17 protein-coding genes are annotated in these 18159 nt (G+C 62.2%); 13 read left to right on the forward strand and 4 right to left on the reverse strand.

Annotated features, from left to right (window positions below):
- Positions 1 to 84 precede the first annotated feature (84 nt).
- Positions 85 to 1044: an NAD(P)H-dependent flavin oxidoreductase gene (locus NMA58_RS00785; RefSeq protein ID WP_434711995.1), complete on the reverse strand. Its 960-nt coding sequence runs from the start codon at positions 1042 to 1044 to the stop codon at positions 85 to 87.
- A 285-nt stretch (positions 1045 to 1329) separates the two neighbouring features.
- Here NMA58_RS00785 and NMA58_RS00790 point away from each other — a divergent pair, with 285 nt between their 5' ends.
- On the forward strand, positions 1330 to 2532 hold the full coding sequence (locus NMA58_RS00790; RefSeq protein WP_430960685.1) for a regulator: 1203 nt from the start codon (positions 1330 to 1332) through the stop codon (positions 2530 to 2532).
- Positions 2533 to 2557: 25 nt separating this feature from the next.
- On the opposite strand, the gene ppk2 is transcribed toward NMA58_RS00790, so the two are convergent.
- Complete coding sequence (ppk2, locus tag NMA58_RS00795; protein ID WP_430960684.1) at positions 2558 to 3439, reverse strand: polyphosphate kinase 2; 882 nt, start codon at positions 3437 to 3439, stop codon at positions 2558 to 2560.
- 240 nt (positions 3440 to 3679) lie between these two features.
- Between ppk2 and phoR the strand changes: the two genes are divergently transcribed.
- The 8 genes from phoR to phoB all read left to right on the forward strand — a co-directional run bounded on the left by phoR (position 3680) and on the right by phoB (position 12383).
- The gene (phoR, locus tag NMA58_RS00800; protein ID WP_434713474.1) at positions 3680 to 4900 is read left to right on the forward strand and encodes a phosphate regulon sensor histidine kinase PhoR; all 1221 of its coding nucleotides are present in this window, start codon (positions 3680 to 3682) and stop codon (positions 4898 to 4900) included.
- Positions 4901 to 5105: 205 nt separating this feature from the next.
- A complete protein-coding gene (locus tag NMA58_RS00805) occupies positions 5106 to 5507 on the forward strand; it encodes an endonuclease domain-containing protein (RefSeq protein WP_434711996.1) in 402 nt (133 codons plus the stop codon).
- A gap of 476 nt (positions 5508 to 5983) precedes the next feature.
- On the forward strand, positions 5984 to 7018 hold the full coding sequence (locus NMA58_RS00810) for a substrate-binding domain-containing protein (protein ID WP_183706011.1): 1035 nt from the start codon (positions 5984 to 5986) through the stop codon (positions 7016 to 7018).
- A gap of 166 nt (positions 7019 to 7184) precedes the next feature.
- The gene (gene pstC / locus NMA58_RS00815) at positions 7185 to 8666 is read left to right on the forward strand and encodes a phosphate ABC transporter permease subunit PstC (RefSeq protein ID WP_434711997.1); all 1482 of its coding nucleotides are present in this window, start codon (positions 7185 to 7187) and stop codon (positions 8664 to 8666) included.
- Complete coding sequence (gene pstA / locus NMA58_RS00820) at positions 8663 to 9985, forward strand: phosphate ABC transporter permease PstA (protein WP_434711998.1); 1323 nt, start codon at positions 8663 to 8665, stop codon at positions 9983 to 9985. Before pstC ends, pstA begins: the two co-directional genes overlap by 4 nt.
- A gap of 15 nt (positions 9986 to 10000) precedes the next feature.
- Positions 10001 to 10816: a phosphate ABC transporter ATP-binding protein PstB gene (pstB, locus tag NMA58_RS00825; protein WP_085776826.1), complete on the forward strand. Its 816-nt coding sequence runs from the start codon at positions 10001 to 10003 to the stop codon at positions 10814 to 10816.
- A gap of 44 nt (positions 10817 to 10860) precedes the next feature.
- Entirely contained in the window at positions 10861 to 11574 is a 714-nt protein-coding gene (gene phoU, locus NMA58_RS00830) for a phosphate signaling complex protein PhoU (RefSeq protein WP_004672769.1), read from the forward strand.
- A gap of 125 nt (positions 11575 to 11699) precedes the next feature.
- The gene (gene phoB / locus NMA58_RS00835) at positions 11700 to 12383 is read left to right on the forward strand and encodes a phosphate regulon transcriptional regulator PhoB (RefSeq protein WP_004672768.1); all 684 of its coding nucleotides are present in this window, start codon (positions 11700 to 11702) and stop codon (positions 12381 to 12383) included.
- Positions 12384 to 12628: 245 nt separating this feature from the next.
- Here the strand turns inward: phoB and NMA58_RS00840 are convergent, their stop codons facing one another.
- Positions 12629 to 13162 carry a GcrA family cell cycle regulator gene (locus tag NMA58_RS00840; RefSeq protein WP_430956878.1) on the reverse strand — a complete coding sequence of 178 codons (534 nt, stop codon included), beginning with the start codon at positions 13160 to 13162 and terminating at the stop codon, positions 12629 to 12631.
- 424 nt (positions 13163 to 13586) lie between these two features.
- On the opposite strand from NMA58_RS00840, the gene NMA58_RS00845 reads away from it, so the two are divergent.
- From NMA58_RS00845 to NMA58_RS00860, 4 genes are all read left to right on the forward strand, one after another.
- On the forward strand, positions 13587 to 14786 hold the full coding sequence (locus NMA58_RS00845) for an aspartate aminotransferase family protein (protein WP_085776828.1): 1200 nt from the start codon (positions 13587 to 13589) through the stop codon (positions 14784 to 14786).
- A gap of 37 nt (positions 14787 to 14823) precedes the next feature.
- Positions 14824 to 15738: an ornithine carbamoyltransferase gene (gene argF / locus NMA58_RS00850; protein ID WP_434711999.1), complete on the forward strand. Its 915-nt coding sequence runs from the start codon at positions 14824 to 14826 to the stop codon at positions 15736 to 15738.
- Positions 15739 to 15831: 93 nt separating this feature from the next.
- Positions 15832 to 16824, forward strand: a complete 993-nt coding sequence (locus tag NMA58_RS00855) for an Hsp33 family molecular chaperone (protein WP_085776830.1) — start codon at positions 15832 to 15834, stop codon at positions 16822 to 16824.
- Between the two features lie 111 nt (positions 16825 to 16935).
- Positions 16936 to 17526 carry a hypothetical protein gene (locus NMA58_RS00860; protein ID WP_085776831.1) on the forward strand — a complete coding sequence of 197 codons (591 nt, stop codon included), beginning with the start codon at positions 16936 to 16938 and terminating at the stop codon, positions 17524 to 17526.
- A gap of 49 nt (positions 17527 to 17575) precedes the next feature.
- On the opposite strand, the gene apaG is transcribed toward NMA58_RS00860, so the two are convergent.
- Positions 17576 to 17968, reverse strand: coding sequence for a Co2+/Mg2+ efflux protein ApaG (apaG, locus tag NMA58_RS00865; protein ID WP_010029240.1), 393 nt, complete (start codon positions 17966 to 17968; stop codon positions 17576 to 17578).
- Positions 17969 to 18159: the final 191 nt, after the last annotated feature.

Raw genomic sequence — 18159 nt, forward strand, 5'->3', positions numbered from 1 at the left:
GGCGCTGATACAGGCATTGTTTGAAGATTTCAAGCACCCTGTCATGCCTTTGGCAAAAAAGAGGGGAGGGGGGGTGGAAGACCCTCAGAGCGAGAGGCGGGCGCGGGCGGCCCTGTATTCGGCCTCCAGCCGGTCGACGAGATTTGCCACCGGCTCCACCGCCTTGACGGCGCCGATGCCCTGGCCGCTGCCCCATATGTCCTTCCAGGCCTTGGCGCCGCCGGTCGCCTGGTCGAAATCCATCTTGGAGGGGCCGGCGACGGGCAGGTTGTCGGGATCCATGCCGGCGGCGATGATCGAGGGCTTGAGATAGTTGCCGTGCACGCCGGTGAAATAGTTGGAGTAGACGATGTCGCTGGCTGCGCCGTCGACGATCGCCTGCTTGTAGGCGGGCGCGGCGCGCGCCTCTTCTGTTGCGATGAAGGGCGAGCCGATATAGGCCATGTCGGCGCCCATCGCTTCTGCGGCCAGAATGGCGCCGCCGGTCGCGATTGCGCCGGCAAGCAGCAGTGGCCCGTCGAACCATTCGCGGATTTCCTGGACGAGCGCGAAGGGCGACAGCGTCCCGGCATGGCCGCCGGCGCCTGAAGCCACCGCGATCAGCCCGTCCGCGCCCTTGCGGATCGCCGAATGGGCGTGGCGGTTGTTGATAATGTCGTGCAGCACGATGCCGCCATAGGAATGCACGGCGGCGTTGACCTCGGGCACGGCGCCGAGCGAGGAGATGACGATCGGCACCTTGTATTTGACGCAGAGCGAGAGGTCGTGCTCCAGCCGCTTGTTCGACATGTGGACGATCTGGTTGACGGCAAAGGGTGCGGCCGGCCGTTGCGGATGGGTGGCATCGTGGCGGGCGAGCTCCTCGGTGATCTCGGCCAGCCATTCGTCGAGCTGGCTTTCCGGCCGGGCGTTCAGCGCCGGAAAGGCGCCGACGACGCCCGCCTTGCATTGCGCCAGGGTCAGCGCCGGATGCGAGATGATGAAGAGCGGTGAGCCGATCACCGGCAGTCTGAGTTTGTCCTTGAGGATCGGGGGGAGGGCCATGGTTTACCGCTCGCATTGACGTTTACGAAAACGTCAAACTGATAACAGAGAAGAAATGCCGATAAAAGAGCAGCCGCCACGTCTTCGTCGATTTCACGCCGATATATCAGGCGGAGATGGCGGGCAAGGTAAGCCCCGCGAGCCGCAAAAGCTGGCGATTATCGCTGCCGATCAGCGGCGGGCGGGCTGCAAGGCTTGCGGTTTGCCGCGCTTGCCGCTACCGAATTTTGATGGAGAACGGCGGGGACGACAGTCCGATGCCGGGTTCGAAGTGAAGGACTTGACGTGAGCGGATTAGAAACGGCCATCAGAACAGCGCTCGAAAATGCCGATCGCGACAATCCGGAGGTTCGAGCGAGGATCTACCAGTCAGCCCGGCAGGCGCTGGAAGCCGGCCTGCGCAAGCAGGATATCACCGATGCCGATGCCGTCGCCCATCACCGCCATCGCCTGGAAACCACCATCCACGCCATCGAAAGCGAGGAGCGCGAGCGGCTTCACCCGCGCCAGAGACCGCCTGAAGTGCCGGTGCCGCCGGTCGTCGACATGCCGGCGCCGCCGGTTCGCCGAGGGGATGTGGCCGATATCGACAGCTTGATCGACAGTCCGGTGGCGGCAGGCGAGACCCGCGCGCCCGAAGTCATCATGCACCGCAGCAGCGACGAGTCGCGCCTCGACGACGTGCATGCGAGCAATGCCGATCATCTCGCAGCCGCCCCGGTCGGCGACGAGCGGCTCGCGCGCGGTCAGCGCGCCGCCAACATGGATTTCCGTCCGGAGCGGGCGGCCGGCCGCCGCAAGCCTCGCAAGTTCTTCTCGAGGCTTCTCGTCTGGTGCGTCCTGCTGGCTTTCATCGGCATCGGCGCCTGGTGGGCCTATACGTCGGGCCTGCTCCTGACGGCGGCCGAGCGCGACACCAGCGTCGCCAATCCGCCGGCCAGCACCCAGCCGGAGGATTTCACCGGCGATGACGATAGCGCCGATAATGCGGCTACCCACACCGATCAGCCGGTGACCATCGATCCGCAGAATAGTTTTTCGGCTGATTGGATCCCGGTGTTCAAGCCGGACGAGGCCGACAAGATCAAAAGCGGCCCGCGGGCGCGCACCGAAAAGATCACCGAGAATGACGGGCCGGCCGTGCGCCTGATTTCCGAAAGCGGTGCGGCTGACGGCAATATTTCGGTCAGTGTTCCCGCCTCTGTACTGCAGCAGCTCGCCGGCAAATCCTCAACCATCGCGCTGACGCTGCAATCGACCACCGATGAGCCGACCCAGGTGGCGGTCGAATGCAATTTCCAGTCGCTCGGCAATTGCGCCCGCCATCGCTTCAGCGTCACCCGCGAAAAGTCGGATGCGCTGCTGCAAGTGAGCTTCGACCGCTCGCTCGCCCCGAATTCGCCCGGCACGCTAGTCGTCAACAGCGATCTCGATGGCAAGGCGCGTGGCATCAACCTTTTCGCGATCCGCATCCTGCCGGGGCGGTGACGCCTCTTATCCAGCGGCCGGTGACCTATTTCAGGAATCCAGGCCCCGAACCGATGATCTCCTCGTCGATCTCGCCGAGTGCCGCTTTGTCCTTGCCGTCATAGTCGATCCTGTCGAGCATGTGACGGATGAGCTGCAGACGCGCACGCCGCTTGTCATTGGCGCGGATGACGGTCCATGGCGCGAAATCGCTATGGGTTTCCTTGAGCATGCGATCGCGCTTTTGGCTGTAATCGCCCCACTTCGTCAGCGCCGCGACATCCATCGATGACAGCTTCCAGACTTTCAGCGGATCGTGCCTGCGATCATGGAAACGCTTGAGCTGCATCTCGCGGCCGATATCGAGATAGAACTTGAAGAAGAAGATACCCTCATGGGCAATGATCTTTTCGAGCTGCGGCGCCTGCTTGAGGAAACCTTCATATTGCTGCGGCGTGCAGAAGCCCATGACCGGTTCGACGCCGGCGCGGTTGTACCAGGAGCGGTCGAACAGCACGAATTCGCCCGCGGTCGGGAATTGCGCGACATAACGCTGGAAATACCATTGCCCCTGCTCGCGCTCGGTCGGCTTGGCGAGTGCGACGACACGCGCAAGGCGCGGGTTCATATGCGCCGACGAGGCCGAAATGGCGCCGCCCTTGCCGGCCGCGTCCCGCCCCTCGAACAGCGCCATCACCCGCTTGCCGGTCGCCTGAAGCCAGAACTGCACCTTGACGAGTTCCACCTGCAGTTTTTCCAGCTGCTCCAGATAGTCCTCCTCGTTGAGCTTCTTCTTGTAGGGAAACCCGCCGGACTCGAGGGCGTTTTCCTCCACCCAGTCCGGCAGGACCGGATCATCGACGTCGAAGATGCGTTTCTTGCCGCGGATATCGAGCTCCACCGCCCTGCTTTCGACAGTCTCGCCCATATGCTCCTCCTGCGCTGGTGGTCCTCTTGCCGTAGGCGAACATATTTGCCGTTGAAAATCAAATCTTTCGCTTTTGGCCGGTGATTTTTCCCGAGCCTGCGCTGAAGTCTTTCGCTTGACCGGCGCCAGCCGAAAACTTCTGTCATGAATTGCCGCTATCAGGCAGAGTTCAATATAGAGAAAACGAATCGACGCCTCGAGGCCCACTTGCAAGACGAAACCCCCTGGAGAAAAAGCCTGCTGGCGCGCATCCGGCGCGAACGTCCGGTGCTGCTTGCGGCCATCCTCAGCGCGCTTGCCGCCCTTGCCGCCGGGATGAACAAGTGGGTGGTGCTCGTTCTCCTTCTCGTCATGATCTTGACCGCGCTGTTCAAGGAGGCGCCTGTCGTCAAGGCGGAACCCGTCGAGCCGGCGGCAGCGGAGCCGCAAGCACCGCCAAGCCGCCTGCCTGACGTTTCCGCCACGCTTGCCGGGCTCGATATTCCCGCCATGGTGCTGTCGGACGACGCCTCGGTGCTGTTCCAGAACCCTGCCGCCGAAAAGGCCTTCGGTGAGGTGGCGCTCGGCGCCCATATGTCGGCCCGGCTGCGCTCGCCCGGCGTGCTCGACATGGTGCGCGAAACCATCGCCACCAACGCGCCGAACCAGATCGAGCATGCCGAGCGGCTGCCGTCCGAACGCGTCTATATCGTCCGCAGCGCGCCTGTCGAATTCCAGGCCGAGGGCCAGCGGGAGCGGTTTTTCATCCTCTCCTTCCGCGATATATCTGAGGTCCGCCGCATCGACCGCATGCGGTCGGATTTCGTCGCCAATGCCAGCCATGAGCTGCGCACGCCGCTTGCTTCATTGCGCGGCTTCATCGAAACGATCCAGGGGCCGGCGAAGAACGATCAGAAGGCGCAGGCACAGTTTCTGGGCATCATGCTCGATCAGACCACCCGCATGAGCCGGCTGGTCGATGATCTGCTGTCGCTCTCACGCCTGGAGCTGAAATCGCATATCGCGCCGGATGAGAAGGTCGATCTGGTGCCGCTGCTCGGCCATGTCCGCGACTCGCTGGTGCCGCTCGCCAGGGATGTCGGCGTCGATATCGACCTGCATCTGCCGGATGGCAAGGTGGAGGTGCTGGGGGATCGCGACGAGCTTGTCCAGGTCTTCGAGAACCTGATCGAGAATGCCTGCAAATATGGTCAGGAAGGCAAGATCGTCGACGTCTGGCTGAAGAACGGCGCCGGCGCCCCGGTGGAGGTCAGCATCATCGACAAGGGTCCGGGCATCCCGGCCGAGCACGTGCCGCGTCTGACGGAGCGCTTCTACCGCGTCAGCATCGAGGACAGCCGCTCGAAGAAAGGCACCGGCCTCGGCCTTGCCATCGTCAAACATATCCTCACCCGCCACCGCGCCCGGCTGATCGTCAAGTCCGAGGTAGGCAAGGGCACCGATTTTACGGTGCGGTTCTAGCGTGGTACGCGACGCGAGCGATAAGCGATGCGTACCGCGGACGCTGCCCCTCACCCTAACCCTCTCCCCGTAATCACGGGGAGAGGGGACGTGCCATGCGAGAGGCTCGCGGGGAGCCGAGAGGTTGCGGCATATCCCCTTCGCCCCGCGAGCGGGGAGAAGGTGGCGGCAGCCGGATGAGGGGCGAGTCACAAGGAAAACGTCAATGAGAGGCCCCAAGCCCAAAACCACAGCACGAGCGCGATCCCTGCGCCAGTCGGATAACGACGCAGAGGACAAATTATGGAAGGAACTGCGCGACCGCCGGCTCAACGGACACAAGTTTGTCCGGCAGTTGCCGATCGGCCCTTATTTCGCAGATTTCGCCTGTCGTGAATTGCGGCTTGTCGTCGAGATCGACGGCAGCCAGCATGCGGACAGCCGACGGGATGGAATCCGGGATGCCTTCATGACCGGCAATGGCTGGTCGGTGGTTCGTTTCTGGAATGTAGATGTACTGAGCGCGCTGCCATCCGTGCTGGAGACGATCGTTGCGATCTGCGACGGGCGGCTGGTCGAACGCGTCGAGGCAATGGATTTGCGGTTCTTTCCAGCCGTGCGTGAATAACGATGGCGTGCCGTGCGATTGCCCCTCACCCTAACCCTCTCCCCGTAATGAAGGGGAGAGGGGACGTGCCCTGTCGAGAGTTTTGGGCGGGACGGAGAGGTCGCGGCATATCCCCTTCTCCCCGTCAAAACGGGGAGAAGGTGCCGGCAGGCGGATGAGGGGCAGATCCCACGGGCGGACCTGAATGAAAGAACGGGAAGGGCCAGGATGCCTTTCCGCAACCGCCGGGCCACGTGCGGTAAACTTGCAATGCAAGGTCGAGCTCGGATCCAAACTTTCCCGATCGTCGGCACTTTGGAGCGGCATCCATAAAATTTATCGTTATAAAACAGAAGCTTAACCTGTCACAAATGTTTCACGGATTTGACATAAAAGGACGGTGCTTACAGCGTTAAGAGAGTCCCGCCGATGAAAAAAGGCATGCGAGGGCCTCTCTATAGGCCGCACTCACACAAGCCCAATGCGGGAGATTTCTAATGAACACCTTCAAGCTCACCGTTGCCGCGCTCGCTGCAACTGCCGCTTTCGCTGGCGCAGCCGTCGCTCGCGACCAGATCCAGATCGCTGGTTCGTCCACCGTCCTGCCTTACGCCAAGATCGTTGCCGAGTCCTTCGGCGAGACCTTCACCAACTTCAAGACGCCGGTCGTCGAATCCGGCGGCACGGGCGCTGGTCTGAAGGAATTCTGCAAGGGCGTTGGTGAAGACACCATCGACATCGCCAACGCCTCGCGTCCGATCAACAAGAATGAAGCCGAAGCCTGCAAGGCCGCCGGCGTAACCGACATCCAGGAAGTCAAGATCGGTTATGACGGCATCGTCTTCGCAACCGACTCGTCCAACCCGGATGTCGCTTACGTTCCGGCCGACATCTACAAGGCCCTCGCTGCCCAGGTCGTCGTCGACGGCAAGCTCGTCGCCAACCCCTACAAGAAGTGGTCGGAAGTCAACCCGAAGCTCCCGGCCGTTGATATCGCCGCCTATATCCCGGGCGAAAAGCACGGCACCCGCGAAGTCTTCGAACAGAACGTTCTTGCCGCCGGCTGCAAGGCTTCGGGCGCTCTCGACGTTATCGCCAAGGAAATCACCGACAAGGCTGCCCAGACCAAGGCTTGCGTCGCAGTCCGCAAGGACGGCGCTGCAGTCGACATCGACGGCGACTATCCGGAAACCCTCGCACGCATCGCCGCCAACAAGACCGGCGTCGGCGTATTTGGCCTTTCCTTCTATGAAAACAACGCCGACAAGCTCAAGGTCGCCAGCGTGAACGGTATCGTTCCATCCACCGAAACGATCGCCAACGGCACCTATCCGGTTTCCCGCCCGCTGTTCTTCTATGTCAAGAAGGCACATCTCGGCGCCGTTCCGGGCCTGAAGGAATATGTCAACTTCTTCGTATCCGACCAGATGATCGGCCCCGACGGCCCGCTGGCTGAATACGGCCTCGTTGCCGCTCCGGATGCCGAGCGTGATGCGATCCGCAAGGACGTCGAAGCCGGCAAGTCCATGTAATGATTTTGCCGGCGCGGTGCTTCAAAGCCCGCGCCGGCATCGTTAATGTCCCTGCGTGGCGGTCTTTCCGCTGCAGGGTTGAATTCCTTCTCCATGATTGGAAGCCGAAGGCAGGCTGATGAAGCCGCCGCGCTTTTTGGGGGCCACGGGCCTGGGGACGTAACGAATGAGCACATCCGTCATACTTCTGTGCCTTGTGGTGATCGGCGCCGCCGCCTATCTGGTCGCGCGCAGCCGTGCCACGGCCCTTGCCGGAGGCAGGTCCTCCGCACTGCATTCCCGGCCGGCCTATTACGGCGCCTATGCCGCGATCTGGACGGTTCTTCCCGCCCTCATCGTCCTCTGCGTCTGGCTCTCCGTCAGCCCCGGCATCATCCAGTCCTCGGTTCGGGGAGCTTTCCCTGCTGACGTCAAGGCTCAGGCCGCAGTCGAACAGGATCTGAGCTATTCGATGGTGGCGACGGTCGCGCGCGGGCTGACGATGCTGACATCGGACGAAGCCGCCGCGGTGGCAAACGATCCGGCCGCCCTGCAGGCCAAGCTCAGCGAAAAGGGCGTGCCGCTCGCCGGCCAGCCGCAGCCTTACATGGTCGAGGCCGCCAAGACGCTGAATTCCATGAGCATGACGAGCCGCCTCGCCATGACGGCGATTGTCTTCATTCTGGCCGTTGCCGGCGCCCTTTATGCGCTACGCGCCATCGCGCCGCGCTTCCGCGCCCGCAACCGCGTCGAGCGCGTCATGCTCTGGGGCCTGCTGCTCGCCTCCTCGATCGCCATCCTGACGACGGTCGGCATCGTGTTGTCCATGCTGTCGGAAGCCGCCCGCTTCTTTGCCGTCGTTCCCGCCGGCGAATTCTTCTTCGGCACCGTCTGGGATCCGCGCTTTGCCGGCGCCGGCAGCTCCTCCTTCGGCCAGTTCGGCCTGATCCCGCTCCTACTCGGCACGCTCTATATCGGCCTCGTCGCCATGCTGGTCGCGGTTCCGGTCGGCCTCTTCGCCGCCATCTATATGGCCGAATACGCCTCGCCGAAGCTGCGTTCCGTCTCCAAGCCTCTTCTCGAAGTGCTGGCCGGCATCCCGACGATCGTCTACGGCTTCTTCGCGCTCGTCACCGTCGGTCCGTTCCTGCGCGATTTCTCCGCACAGATCAGCGGCCTGCTCTCCGGCAGCTACACCAATTTCATCCAGGCGCAGAGCGTTCTGACGGCCGGTATCGTCATGGGCATCATGTTGATCCCCTACGTCTCCTCGCTGTCGGACGACATCATCACCGCCGTGCCGCGGGCACTGCGTGATGGCTCGCTCGGTCTCGGCGCCACACGCTCCGAAACCATCAAGAAGGTGGTCCTGCCGGCCGCGCTTCCCGGCATCGTCGGCGCGCTGCTGATGACCGCCTCGCGCGCCATCGGCGAGACCATGATCGTCGTGTTGGCCGCGGGTGTCGCCGCCCGCATTCAGATCAACCCTTTCGAGCCGATGACCACGGTGACCGTCAAGATCGTCAACCAGCTGACGGGCGACCTTGAGTTCACCTCGCCGCAGACGCTGGTTGCCTTCGCGCTTGGCATCACGCTGTTCTGCATCACGCTTTGCCTCAACATCTATGCGCTCTACATCGTGCGCAAATACCGGGAGCAGTACGAATGACGAATATTGTTTCTCCCGCCATCGGTGCCACCGTTTCCAAAGCGCCGGCCCGCCGTGATATCGGCATCAAGCGCCGCTATGCCGCCGAGCGCCGGTTCCAGGCCTACGGTATCGCCGCCATCGCCTTCGGCCTTATCTTCCTCTTCGTCCTGCTGTGGACGGTGATCGGCAAAGGTTACACCGCCTTCCAGCAGACGACGATCACCCTGCCGATCGAATTCGCCGAAAAGACGATCGATCCGAACGGCAAGCGGGCAACCGATCCTTCGGTGCTGATTGCCGCCAACTATCCGGTTCTGCTGCGCGACGCGATCGTCAAGCAGCTGAACATCAATGCATCGAGCCGTCCGGATGCGCGCGATGCAACCGCCATGCTCTCCAAGAGCGCGCCGATCCAGCTGCGCGATCTGGTTGTCACCGATCCCTCGATCATCGGCAAGACGGTCAATGTCACCCTGCTCGCCGATGCCAATATCGACAGCGCCAACAAGGGCCAGATCGATCTTTCCGTCGATGAGAAGAACCGCAAGGTCAACGACAAGCAGGTCAACTGGATGAACCAGCTGAAGGCGAGCGGCACTCTCCAGAAGCAGTTCAACACCGGTCTCTTCGTCAACGGCAATTCCAGCCGCCCGGAGGCCGCCGGACTCGGCGTCGCGCTCATCGGCTCGCTCTACCTGATGCTGATCGTGCTGGTTCTGTCGCTGCCGATCGGCGTCGCCGCCTCGATCTATCTCGAGGAGTTTGCGCCGAAGAACAGGCTGACGGACCTGATCGAGGTCAACATCAACAACCTCGCAGCCGTCCCGTCGATCGTCTACGGTCTGCTCGGCCTTTCCGTCTTCATCAACTTCATCGGCCTGCCGCGCTCGGCTTCTCTGGTGGGCGGCCTGGTGCTGACGCTGATGACCCTGCCGACGATCATCATCGCTACCCGCGCGGCCCTGCGTGCCGTGCCGCCTTCGATCCGCGCTGCAGCTCTCGGCCTCGGCGCCTCGAAGATGCAGATGGTGTTCCACCACGTCCTGCCGCTTGCCATGCCCGGCATCCTCACCGGCACGATCATCGGCCTGGCGCACGCGCTCGGCGAAACCGCGCCGCTGCTCTTGATCGGCATGGTCGCCTTCGTCGCCAATGCGCCCGCGACACCGCTCGAGCCCTCGACGGCCTTGCCCGTGCAGGTCTATATGTGGGCGAACGAGGCCGAACGTGCCTTCGTGGAGCGTACTTCGGGTGCCATCATCGTCCTGCTCCTGTTCCTGGTCGTCATGAACATGGGCGCCATCCTCTTGCGTCGTCGCTTCGAGCGCCGCTGGTAAACGGAGTCAAACATCATGAACATGCTGACGGAAGCTGCAGTTGAAAAGGCGCTGGATCAGAAGATGAGCAACGTCCCGTATAAAATGATCGGACAGGATGTCTCCGTATACTACGGCGAGAAGCGCGCGCTTTTCGACGTGAACCTGAACATCCGCGAAAACACCGTAACCGCCCTGATCGGCCCCTCGGGCTGCGGCAAGTCGACCTTCCTGCGAAGCCTGAACCGCATGAACGACACGATCGAGGGGTGCCGCGTCACCGGCAAGATTACGCTCGACAGCGACGATATCTATGATCCGGATATCGACGTCGTCGAACTTCGCGCCCGCGTCGGCATGGTTTTCCAGAAGCCGAACCCGTTCCCGAAGTCGATCTATGAAAACGTCTCCTACGGCCCCCGCATCCACGGTCTCGCCAAGTCGAAGGCCGATCTCGACCAGATCGTCGAGAGCAGCCTGCAGCGCGCCGGGCTCTGGAACGAGGTCAAGGACCGCGTGCACGAATCCGGCACGGGCCTCTCCGGCGGTCAGCAGCAGCGCCTGTGCATTGCCCGCGCCGTTGCCGTCAGCCCGGAAGTCATCCTGATGGACGAGCCCTGCTCGGCCCTTGACCCGATCGCCACCGCCAAGGTCGAGGAGCTGATCCACGAACTGCGCGAAAACTATACGATCGTCATCGTCACCCACTCCATGCAGCAGGCCGCGCGCGTCTCGCAGCGCACCGCCATGTTCCACCTCGGCAATCTTGTCGAGGAGAACGACACCGACAAGATGTTCACCAATCCGGACGATCCCCGTACCCAGGACTACATCATGGGTCGCTTCGGCTGATCACGGCCATCCGAAGCCTTCCCCTTATTCGAGGACAAAGCCCCATGGCATCGACACATATTTATTCTGCCTATGATGATGATCTGAAGTTCCTGTCCAGGCGGATTTCCGAAATGGGCGGCCTGGCCGAACAGATGGTCGCCGAATCCGTCCGGGCGCTGGTCAACGGCGATACCGCGCTGGCGCAGAAGGTCATCTCAGACGACGTGATCCTCGATCACACCGAGCGCGAAATCGGCGACAAGGCGATCGTCACCATCGCCCGCCGGCAGCCGATGGCCGCGGACCTGCGCGAAATCATGGGTTCGATCCGCATCGCCGCCGATCTCGAACGCGTCGGCGACCTCGGCAAGAACACCGCCAAGCGCGTCATCGCCGTGCAGAGCACCGGCGTTCCCCGCAAGCTCGCCCGCGGTCTCGAGCATCTCTCCGAGCTGGCGCTTGTCCAGCTCAAGGAAGTGCTCGACGTCTATACGACACGCGCTGCCGACAAGGCGACCGCCATCCGCGAACGCGACAACGAGATCGACGCCATGTACACCTCGCTGTTCCGCGAGCTCTTGACCTACATGATGGAAGATCCGCGCAACATCACGAGCTGCACGCATCTGCTCTTCTGCGCCAAGAACATCGAGCGCATCGGCGACCATGCCACCAACATCGCCGAGACGATCTACTACATGGCGACAGGCGCCCAGCCGGAAGGCGATCGTCCGAAGGATGACAGCGCCAACACCGTTGGCGCCGCGACGGAATAATCCTTCCAAGATTGCGTGCGCGCCCGTTCGGGGCGCGCAAAGAGGTCGCAGCCAATTTCTGAATTTGCGCAGGACGCCTGCTTAGAACCCCGGTTTAAGGCTTGTGCGCGAGGAGACGGACACGCATGATCCCGAGAGTCGCAGTTGTTGAAGACGAGGAAGCCCTCAGCGTGCTCCTTCGCTATAATCTCGAAGCCGAAGGCTTCGAGGTCGATACCATCCTGCGCGGCGACGAGGCCGAAATCAGGCTTCAGGAGCGCACGCCCGACCTGCTCATCCTCGACTGGATGCTGCCCGGCGTCTCCGGCATCGAACTCTGCCGGCGCCTGCGCATGCGGCCGGAAACCGAGCGACTGCCGATCATCATGCTGACGGCGCGCGGCGAGGAGAGCGAGCGTGTGCGCGGACTGTCCACCGGCGCCGACGATTATGTCGTCAAGCCCTTCTCGACCCCCGAGCTCGTCGCTCGCGTCAAGGCGATGCTGCGCCGTGCCCGTCCCGAGGTGCTGTCCTCGGTGCTGAAATGCGGCGATATCGAGCTCGACCGCGAAACCCATCGCGTCCACCGCAAGAGCCGCGAAGTCCGCCTCGGCCCGACCGAGTTTCGCCTGCTGGAATTCCTGATGTCGTCGCCGGGCCGGGTCTTTTCCCGCTCGCAGCTGCTCGACGGCGTCTGGGGCCACGACATCTATGTCGACGAGCGCACCGTCGACGTCCATGTCGGCCGCCTGCGCAAGGCGCTGAACTTCTCCAACATGCAGGACGTCATCCGCACCGTCCGTGGCGCGGGTTATTCGATGGAAGCCTGAGGGTTTCTACTGCTGCTAAAGTCAAAGATTTGCCCCTCACCCTAGCCCTCTCCCCGTTCTGACGGGGAGAGGGGACGTGCCCTGCGAAAGGTCGGCGGGGAACGGAGAGGTTGCGGCATGTCCCTTCGCCCCGCGTGCGGGGAGAAGGTGGCGGCAGCCGGATGAGGGGCAACCCCAGCGCTTCCACTCCAATCATAAAAAACGGGCCGCTCGGCCCGTTTTTTATGTCCGGCGATGTCGCCTTCTCAGCTGACCCGTGCCGCGGCCCGGCGCCTTTCGTTGATCGGCTGATAGGCAAGCTTCTGATGATAGCTGCAATAGGGAGAATTGTCGGGGGACTCGCAGCCGCAGAAATGGAAATCTTCCTTGAGCGGGTCGCCGACCGGCCATTTGCAGGTGCGTTCGGTGAGCTCCGTCAGGCCGAGGCGGCGAGAAATCGGCACGACCACATTGCCGGCCGGCACATATTCCATTTCGTCGACGGCATCGACCTCGATCTCTTCCTTCAGCATCGTTGCGCCCTGTTGACGGGTCACGGTGCGGGTGGTGATCCGGGAGGCGTAATTCGGCGCGCGCGGCGCGGACGTCTGGCGCTTCGGCGTGCGCGCCGCGGTGGCCGTGCCGCCGGCTTTGGCGCGGCCGGGAAGGCTGAGCCTGTGCACCTTGCCGATAACGGCGTTTCGGCTGACGCCGCCAAGCTGCGCAGCAATCTGGCTGGCGCTCAGTCCTTCGGCCCAAAGCTTCTTGAGTTTCTCGACCCGCTCGTCTGTCCAGTTCATGCCCTGTCTCCACCTTTTGCGTTGGTGATGGCAGAATCCCTCACCGTTGTCCCGGAAGCCTCCGAAACAAGAAACGCTTGATCAATTTTGGTGACTAGTTCCGCCGCATGCAGTCTAGTAATTGAACTTTAACCTAGTGTGAGGCTGACTCCGTGACAAGAGTCGCGGGAATCCGGATGAATCGAATTTCAAGTTTTCCCCAACTTGCTGCCTCTGCGTGGCATTTCTGCAATAATGCCTGTTGAAGGCCGAAAGTGCCGCTGCACAAGCTTGCTGCATAGGCTAAGGCGGCAGTTTTGTTGACATTGCAGCGCGAAAAGGAAATAGTACCGCTCGCCGCCGAAAGGCGGCATTTTTGATTTTTTGGACCTGGTTCTGTTAGCCGGAGTCCGTGCAAGAGAACATTGAACGGGAGACCCGCGCCATGGCTGAAGCCGCGCCGCTTTATGACACCTATTCTCGCGCCCCGCTGCGGTTCGAGCGAGGCGAGGGCGTATGGCTGATCACCGAGAGCGGCGAGCGTTATCTCGATTTCGGCGCCGGTGTCGCCGTCACCTCCGTCGGCCATGGCAACCCGCATGTGGTCGCGGCGTTGAAGGAGCAGGCCGACAAGGTCTGGCACCTCTCCAACATCTATGAAATCCCCGGCCAGGAGCGCCTCGCCAAGCGCCTGACGGACGCTACCTTCGCCGATAAGGTGTTCTTCACCAATTCGGGCGCCGAGGCGCTCGAATGCGCCATCAAGACCGCGCGCCGCTACCAGTTTTCCAAGGGCCATCCCGAGCGGTTCCATATCATCACCTTCGAGGGCGCCTTCCATGGGCGCACGCTCGCGACGATTGCCGCCGGCGGTCAGGAGAAATATCTCGAAGGTTTCGGCCCCAAGGCTCCGGGTTTCGATCAGGTGCCGTTCGGCGACATCGAGGCCGTCCGCGCCGCCATTACCGATGCGACGGCCGCAATCCTGATCGAGCCGGTGCAAGGCGAGGGCGGCGTGCGCCCCGCCACCGGCGAATTCATGAAGGCGCTTCGCCGGATCTGCGACGAAAACGGCCTGCTGCTGATCCTCGACGAGGTCCAGACCGGCGTCGGCCGCACCGGCAAGCTCTTCGCCCATGAATGGTCCGGCATCACGCCCGATATCATGGCCGTTGCCAAGGGCATCGGCGGCGGTTTCCCGCTCGGCGCCTGCCTTGCCACGGCCGAGGCTGCCTCCGGCATGAAGGCCGGCACGCATGGTTCGACCTATGGCGGCAATCCGCTGGCCATGGCGGTCGGCAGTGCCGTGCTCGACGTCATCCTCGCCGATGGCTTCCTTGAGCATGTGCGCGACGTCGCGCTCGTCTTCCGCCAGGGGCTGGCCTCGCTCAAGGATCGGTATCCCGATGTGATCGAGGATATCCGAGGCGAGGGGCTTCTGCTCGGCGTCAAGGCTGCGGTTCCCTCGGCCGAGTTGCTGCAGGCGATCCGCGCCGCGCATCTGCTCGGCGTGCCGGCCGGCGACAACGTCATCCGCCTTCTTCCGCCGCTGGTGGTCACTGCCGAAGAAGCCCGCGAGGGGCTCGTGCGCCTCGAGCGCGCCGCCGAGAGCATCCGCGCCGCCAAGATCAAGAAGACGGCTTGAAGGGATCGCCGCCTTCGGGCGCACGACAGGTAAGAACATGGCTCCTAAACATTTCCTCGATCTTTCGGCCGTCACCTCGGCCGACCTCAGAACTATCATGAACGACGCGCTCGCCCGCAAGCAGGCCTTCAAATCCGGCAAGGGCGACAAGCCGCTCGCCGGCAAGATGCTGGCGATGATCTTCGAGAAGCCGTCGACCCGCACCCGCGTCTCCTTCGACGTCGGCATGCGCCAGCTCGGCGGCGAAACGCTGTTTCTCTCCGGTACTGAAATGCAGCTCGGCCGCGCCGAGACGATCGGCGACACCGCCAAGGTGCTGTCGCGTTATGTCGATGCGATCATGATCCGCACCACCGAGCATTCCAGGCTTTTGGAGCTCGCCGAGCACGCGACCGTGCCTGTGATCAATGCGCTGACGGACGACACCCACCCCTGCCAGATCATGGCCGATATCATGACCTTCGAGGAGCATCGCGGCCCGATCAAGGGCAAGACGATCGCATGGACCGGCGACGGCAACAATGTGCTGCATTCGCTGGTGGAAGGGGCTGCGCGCTTCGGCTACCGCATGAACATGGCCGTGCCTCTTGGTTCCGAGCCCAAGGATCACTATCTGAACTGGGCCCGCAATGAGGGCGCCGAAGTCATGCTCTGCCATGATGCCGACCGTGCGGTCGAAGGTGCCGATTGCGTGGTGACCGATACCTGGGTCTCCATGAATCAGGAACATCGGGCCCGGGGTCACAACGTCTTCCAGCCTTATCAGGTCAATGCGGCCTTGATGGCCAAGGCCGGCAAGGATGCATTGTTCATGCATTGCCTGCCGGCGCATCGCGGTGAGGAAGTGACGGACGAGGTGATCGACGGCCCGCAATCCGTGGTCTTCGATGAAGCGGAAAACCGTCTTCATGCGCAGAAGTCGATTCTTGCTTGGTGCCTGGGCGCGATCTGAACCATAATCGGATGTTGCGAGTCATAAGCTTGCGGCCCGACTGCGCGAGCGCCGGACACTTTGGCCGCCGCTCCAGAAACCAGGAGTAAAGCCATGGCAGAAGCTGCAGCCGCCCTCGGCCAGTTCGATTTCGCCGGCGATGATCATGTCGTCCCCTTTCAGGTGGAGGGTCTGGATGTGCGCGGCCGCGCCGTCCAGCTCGGCCCCATGCTCGATGCGATCCTCGAGCGCCATCATTATCCCGCGCCCGTCGCCCGGCTGCTCGCCGAAGTCGTCGTGCTGACGGTGCTGCTCGGCACCTCGCTGAAGTTCGACGGCAAGTTCACCGTGCAGACCAAGGGCGACGGCCCGGTCGATCTGCTCGTCGCCGATTTCTCGACGCCGGAGAACGTGCGTGCCTATGCCCGTTTCGACCGGGCGCTGCTCGACCAGGCGATTGCCTCAGGCGAGACCGAGCCGGAGCAGCTGCTCGGCAAGGGCGTGCTCGCCTTCACCATCGACCAGGGCAAGTTCGCGCAGCCTTACCAGGGCATTGTCGCCCTCGACGGCACTTCGCTCGAGGAGATCGCCGGGGTCTATTTCCGCCAGTCGGAGCAGATCCCGACGCGGGTGCGCCTGGCTGCGGCGGAACTCTTCGATCGTGACGATGCCGGCAAGCCACGCCATCGTTGGCGGGCAGGCGGCCTCGTCGCCCAGTTCCTGCCGGAGGCACCGGAGCGCATGCGCCAGCCTGATCTCCACGGCGGCGACGGCGATAACGGCGACCGTCCGCATGGCGAGGATGACGCCTGGACCGAAGCGCGCTCGCTGGTCGAGACCATCGATGCCGACGAGCTGACCGATCCGCAGGTCGGCACCGAACGTCTCTTGTTCCGCCTGTTCCACGAGCGCGGCGTGCGCGTCTTCGAGCCCCGCGCCGTCTTCGACCGCTGCAGCTGCTCGCGGGAAAAAATAGGCAACGTGCTGAAGGGGTTCACCGCCGAGGAGATCGAGGCCAGCCAGGAAAACGGCGAGATATCCGTCACCTGTGAATTCTGCTCGACCACCTACCGCTTCGAAGCAGCCGAGCTTCAGCCGGCGGAATAACATTAGTCGCGCTTGGCGCGAAAAAGATGCGCATTGCAGCGGCACAGTGACTCGACTTTTAGTAGTCACTGTGCACCTATTATCCCAACTGGTTCTGGGGGCGGGACGTCAATGCGGCTTTTGTATTTTGTATTCGCATTCATTGCTGCGATGCCACGGATTGTCCTGGCTGATGACGAAACAATCAAATGGAAAGAGGTTGGCGGCTGGACCGTGGCTGTCGACCCGACCTTGGGCAACGGCTGTTTTGTTCTCACTTCATTTGATGACGGCACCGTTTTTCGTCTGGGCTTTAATTTTACAAAAAAGGAGAGCCCTTTTTACATTGTGATCGCAAATCCGAATTGGAAATCCTTGGAAGTGGGAAAGCAATATCCCATCGAGTTGTCGTTAGATCGTTCTCAATGGACGGCGAATGCGAGCGCTCTCGATCTTGATGGCTTCAAGGGATTATGGATCGATTTTAAGGATTCCAGTCTCATTGCCGAGTTCGCTCGTAAACTGGGTTTTCGCGCCACCTTCAACGGAAAGCAGATTGTTGCGCTGAGTTTAAAAAATTCCGTCAGGGCAACGGATGAGATGCTCACCTGCCAGAAGGCGGTAAACGCTGCAGTCGCTCAGCGGCCAGCCACGCCCCAATCAAAGGATCCGTTCGAAGCAAAGCCGGATACCCGGACGGCCTCGGATCCTTTTGATCTCTGATGCATGTCATCTGGGGGTGAATCGGGCATATCCACTTTGGGGCCGGCGCTCAGTTCAGCACGCGCAGCAACCCCGGCGAATCAAGCGAGAAGGCGGGGATGTCGACGTCGAATAGCTCGCCTTCATCCGTTTCCATCTGGTAATGGCCGAACATCAGGCCTGAGGGCGTGTCGAGCGGACAGCCGGAGGAATATTCGTAGGTGTCGCCCGGGCTGAGCCGCGGCTGTTCGCCGACGACGCCGGGGCCGGTCACCTCGTCCACCACCCCGTTCTGGTCGGTGATGTTCCAGTAGCGATTGATGAGGCGAACGGCGACGCCGGAATTGTTGCTGATGACGATCCGGTAACCCCAGACATAGCGATCGTCTTCCGGATCGGATTGCTCCTCCAGATAGAACGGTTCGACCACGACTTCGATATCTCTTGTGAGGGCGCGATACATGCCTTGCACCATAGTCAAGATATGTTACCCGTATCTTATAAAGAGGCCCCGTCCGTCAAGAAACGGAACGTTGATCAGCGGTCAAATGGTGATCATCGTATGGTTTTCGATCGTTAAGCCTAATCGTCAGCGTTAATTTTACTTCGCAACGCCGGCGCGCGGGTACTTGTTCCCGCAGATCGGCGGCCGGC

Source organism: Rhizobium sp. YTUHZ045 (assembly GCF_051124255.1).
Taxonomy (GTDB): domain Bacteria; phylum Pseudomonadota; class Alphaproteobacteria; order Rhizobiales; family Rhizobiaceae; genus Rhizobium.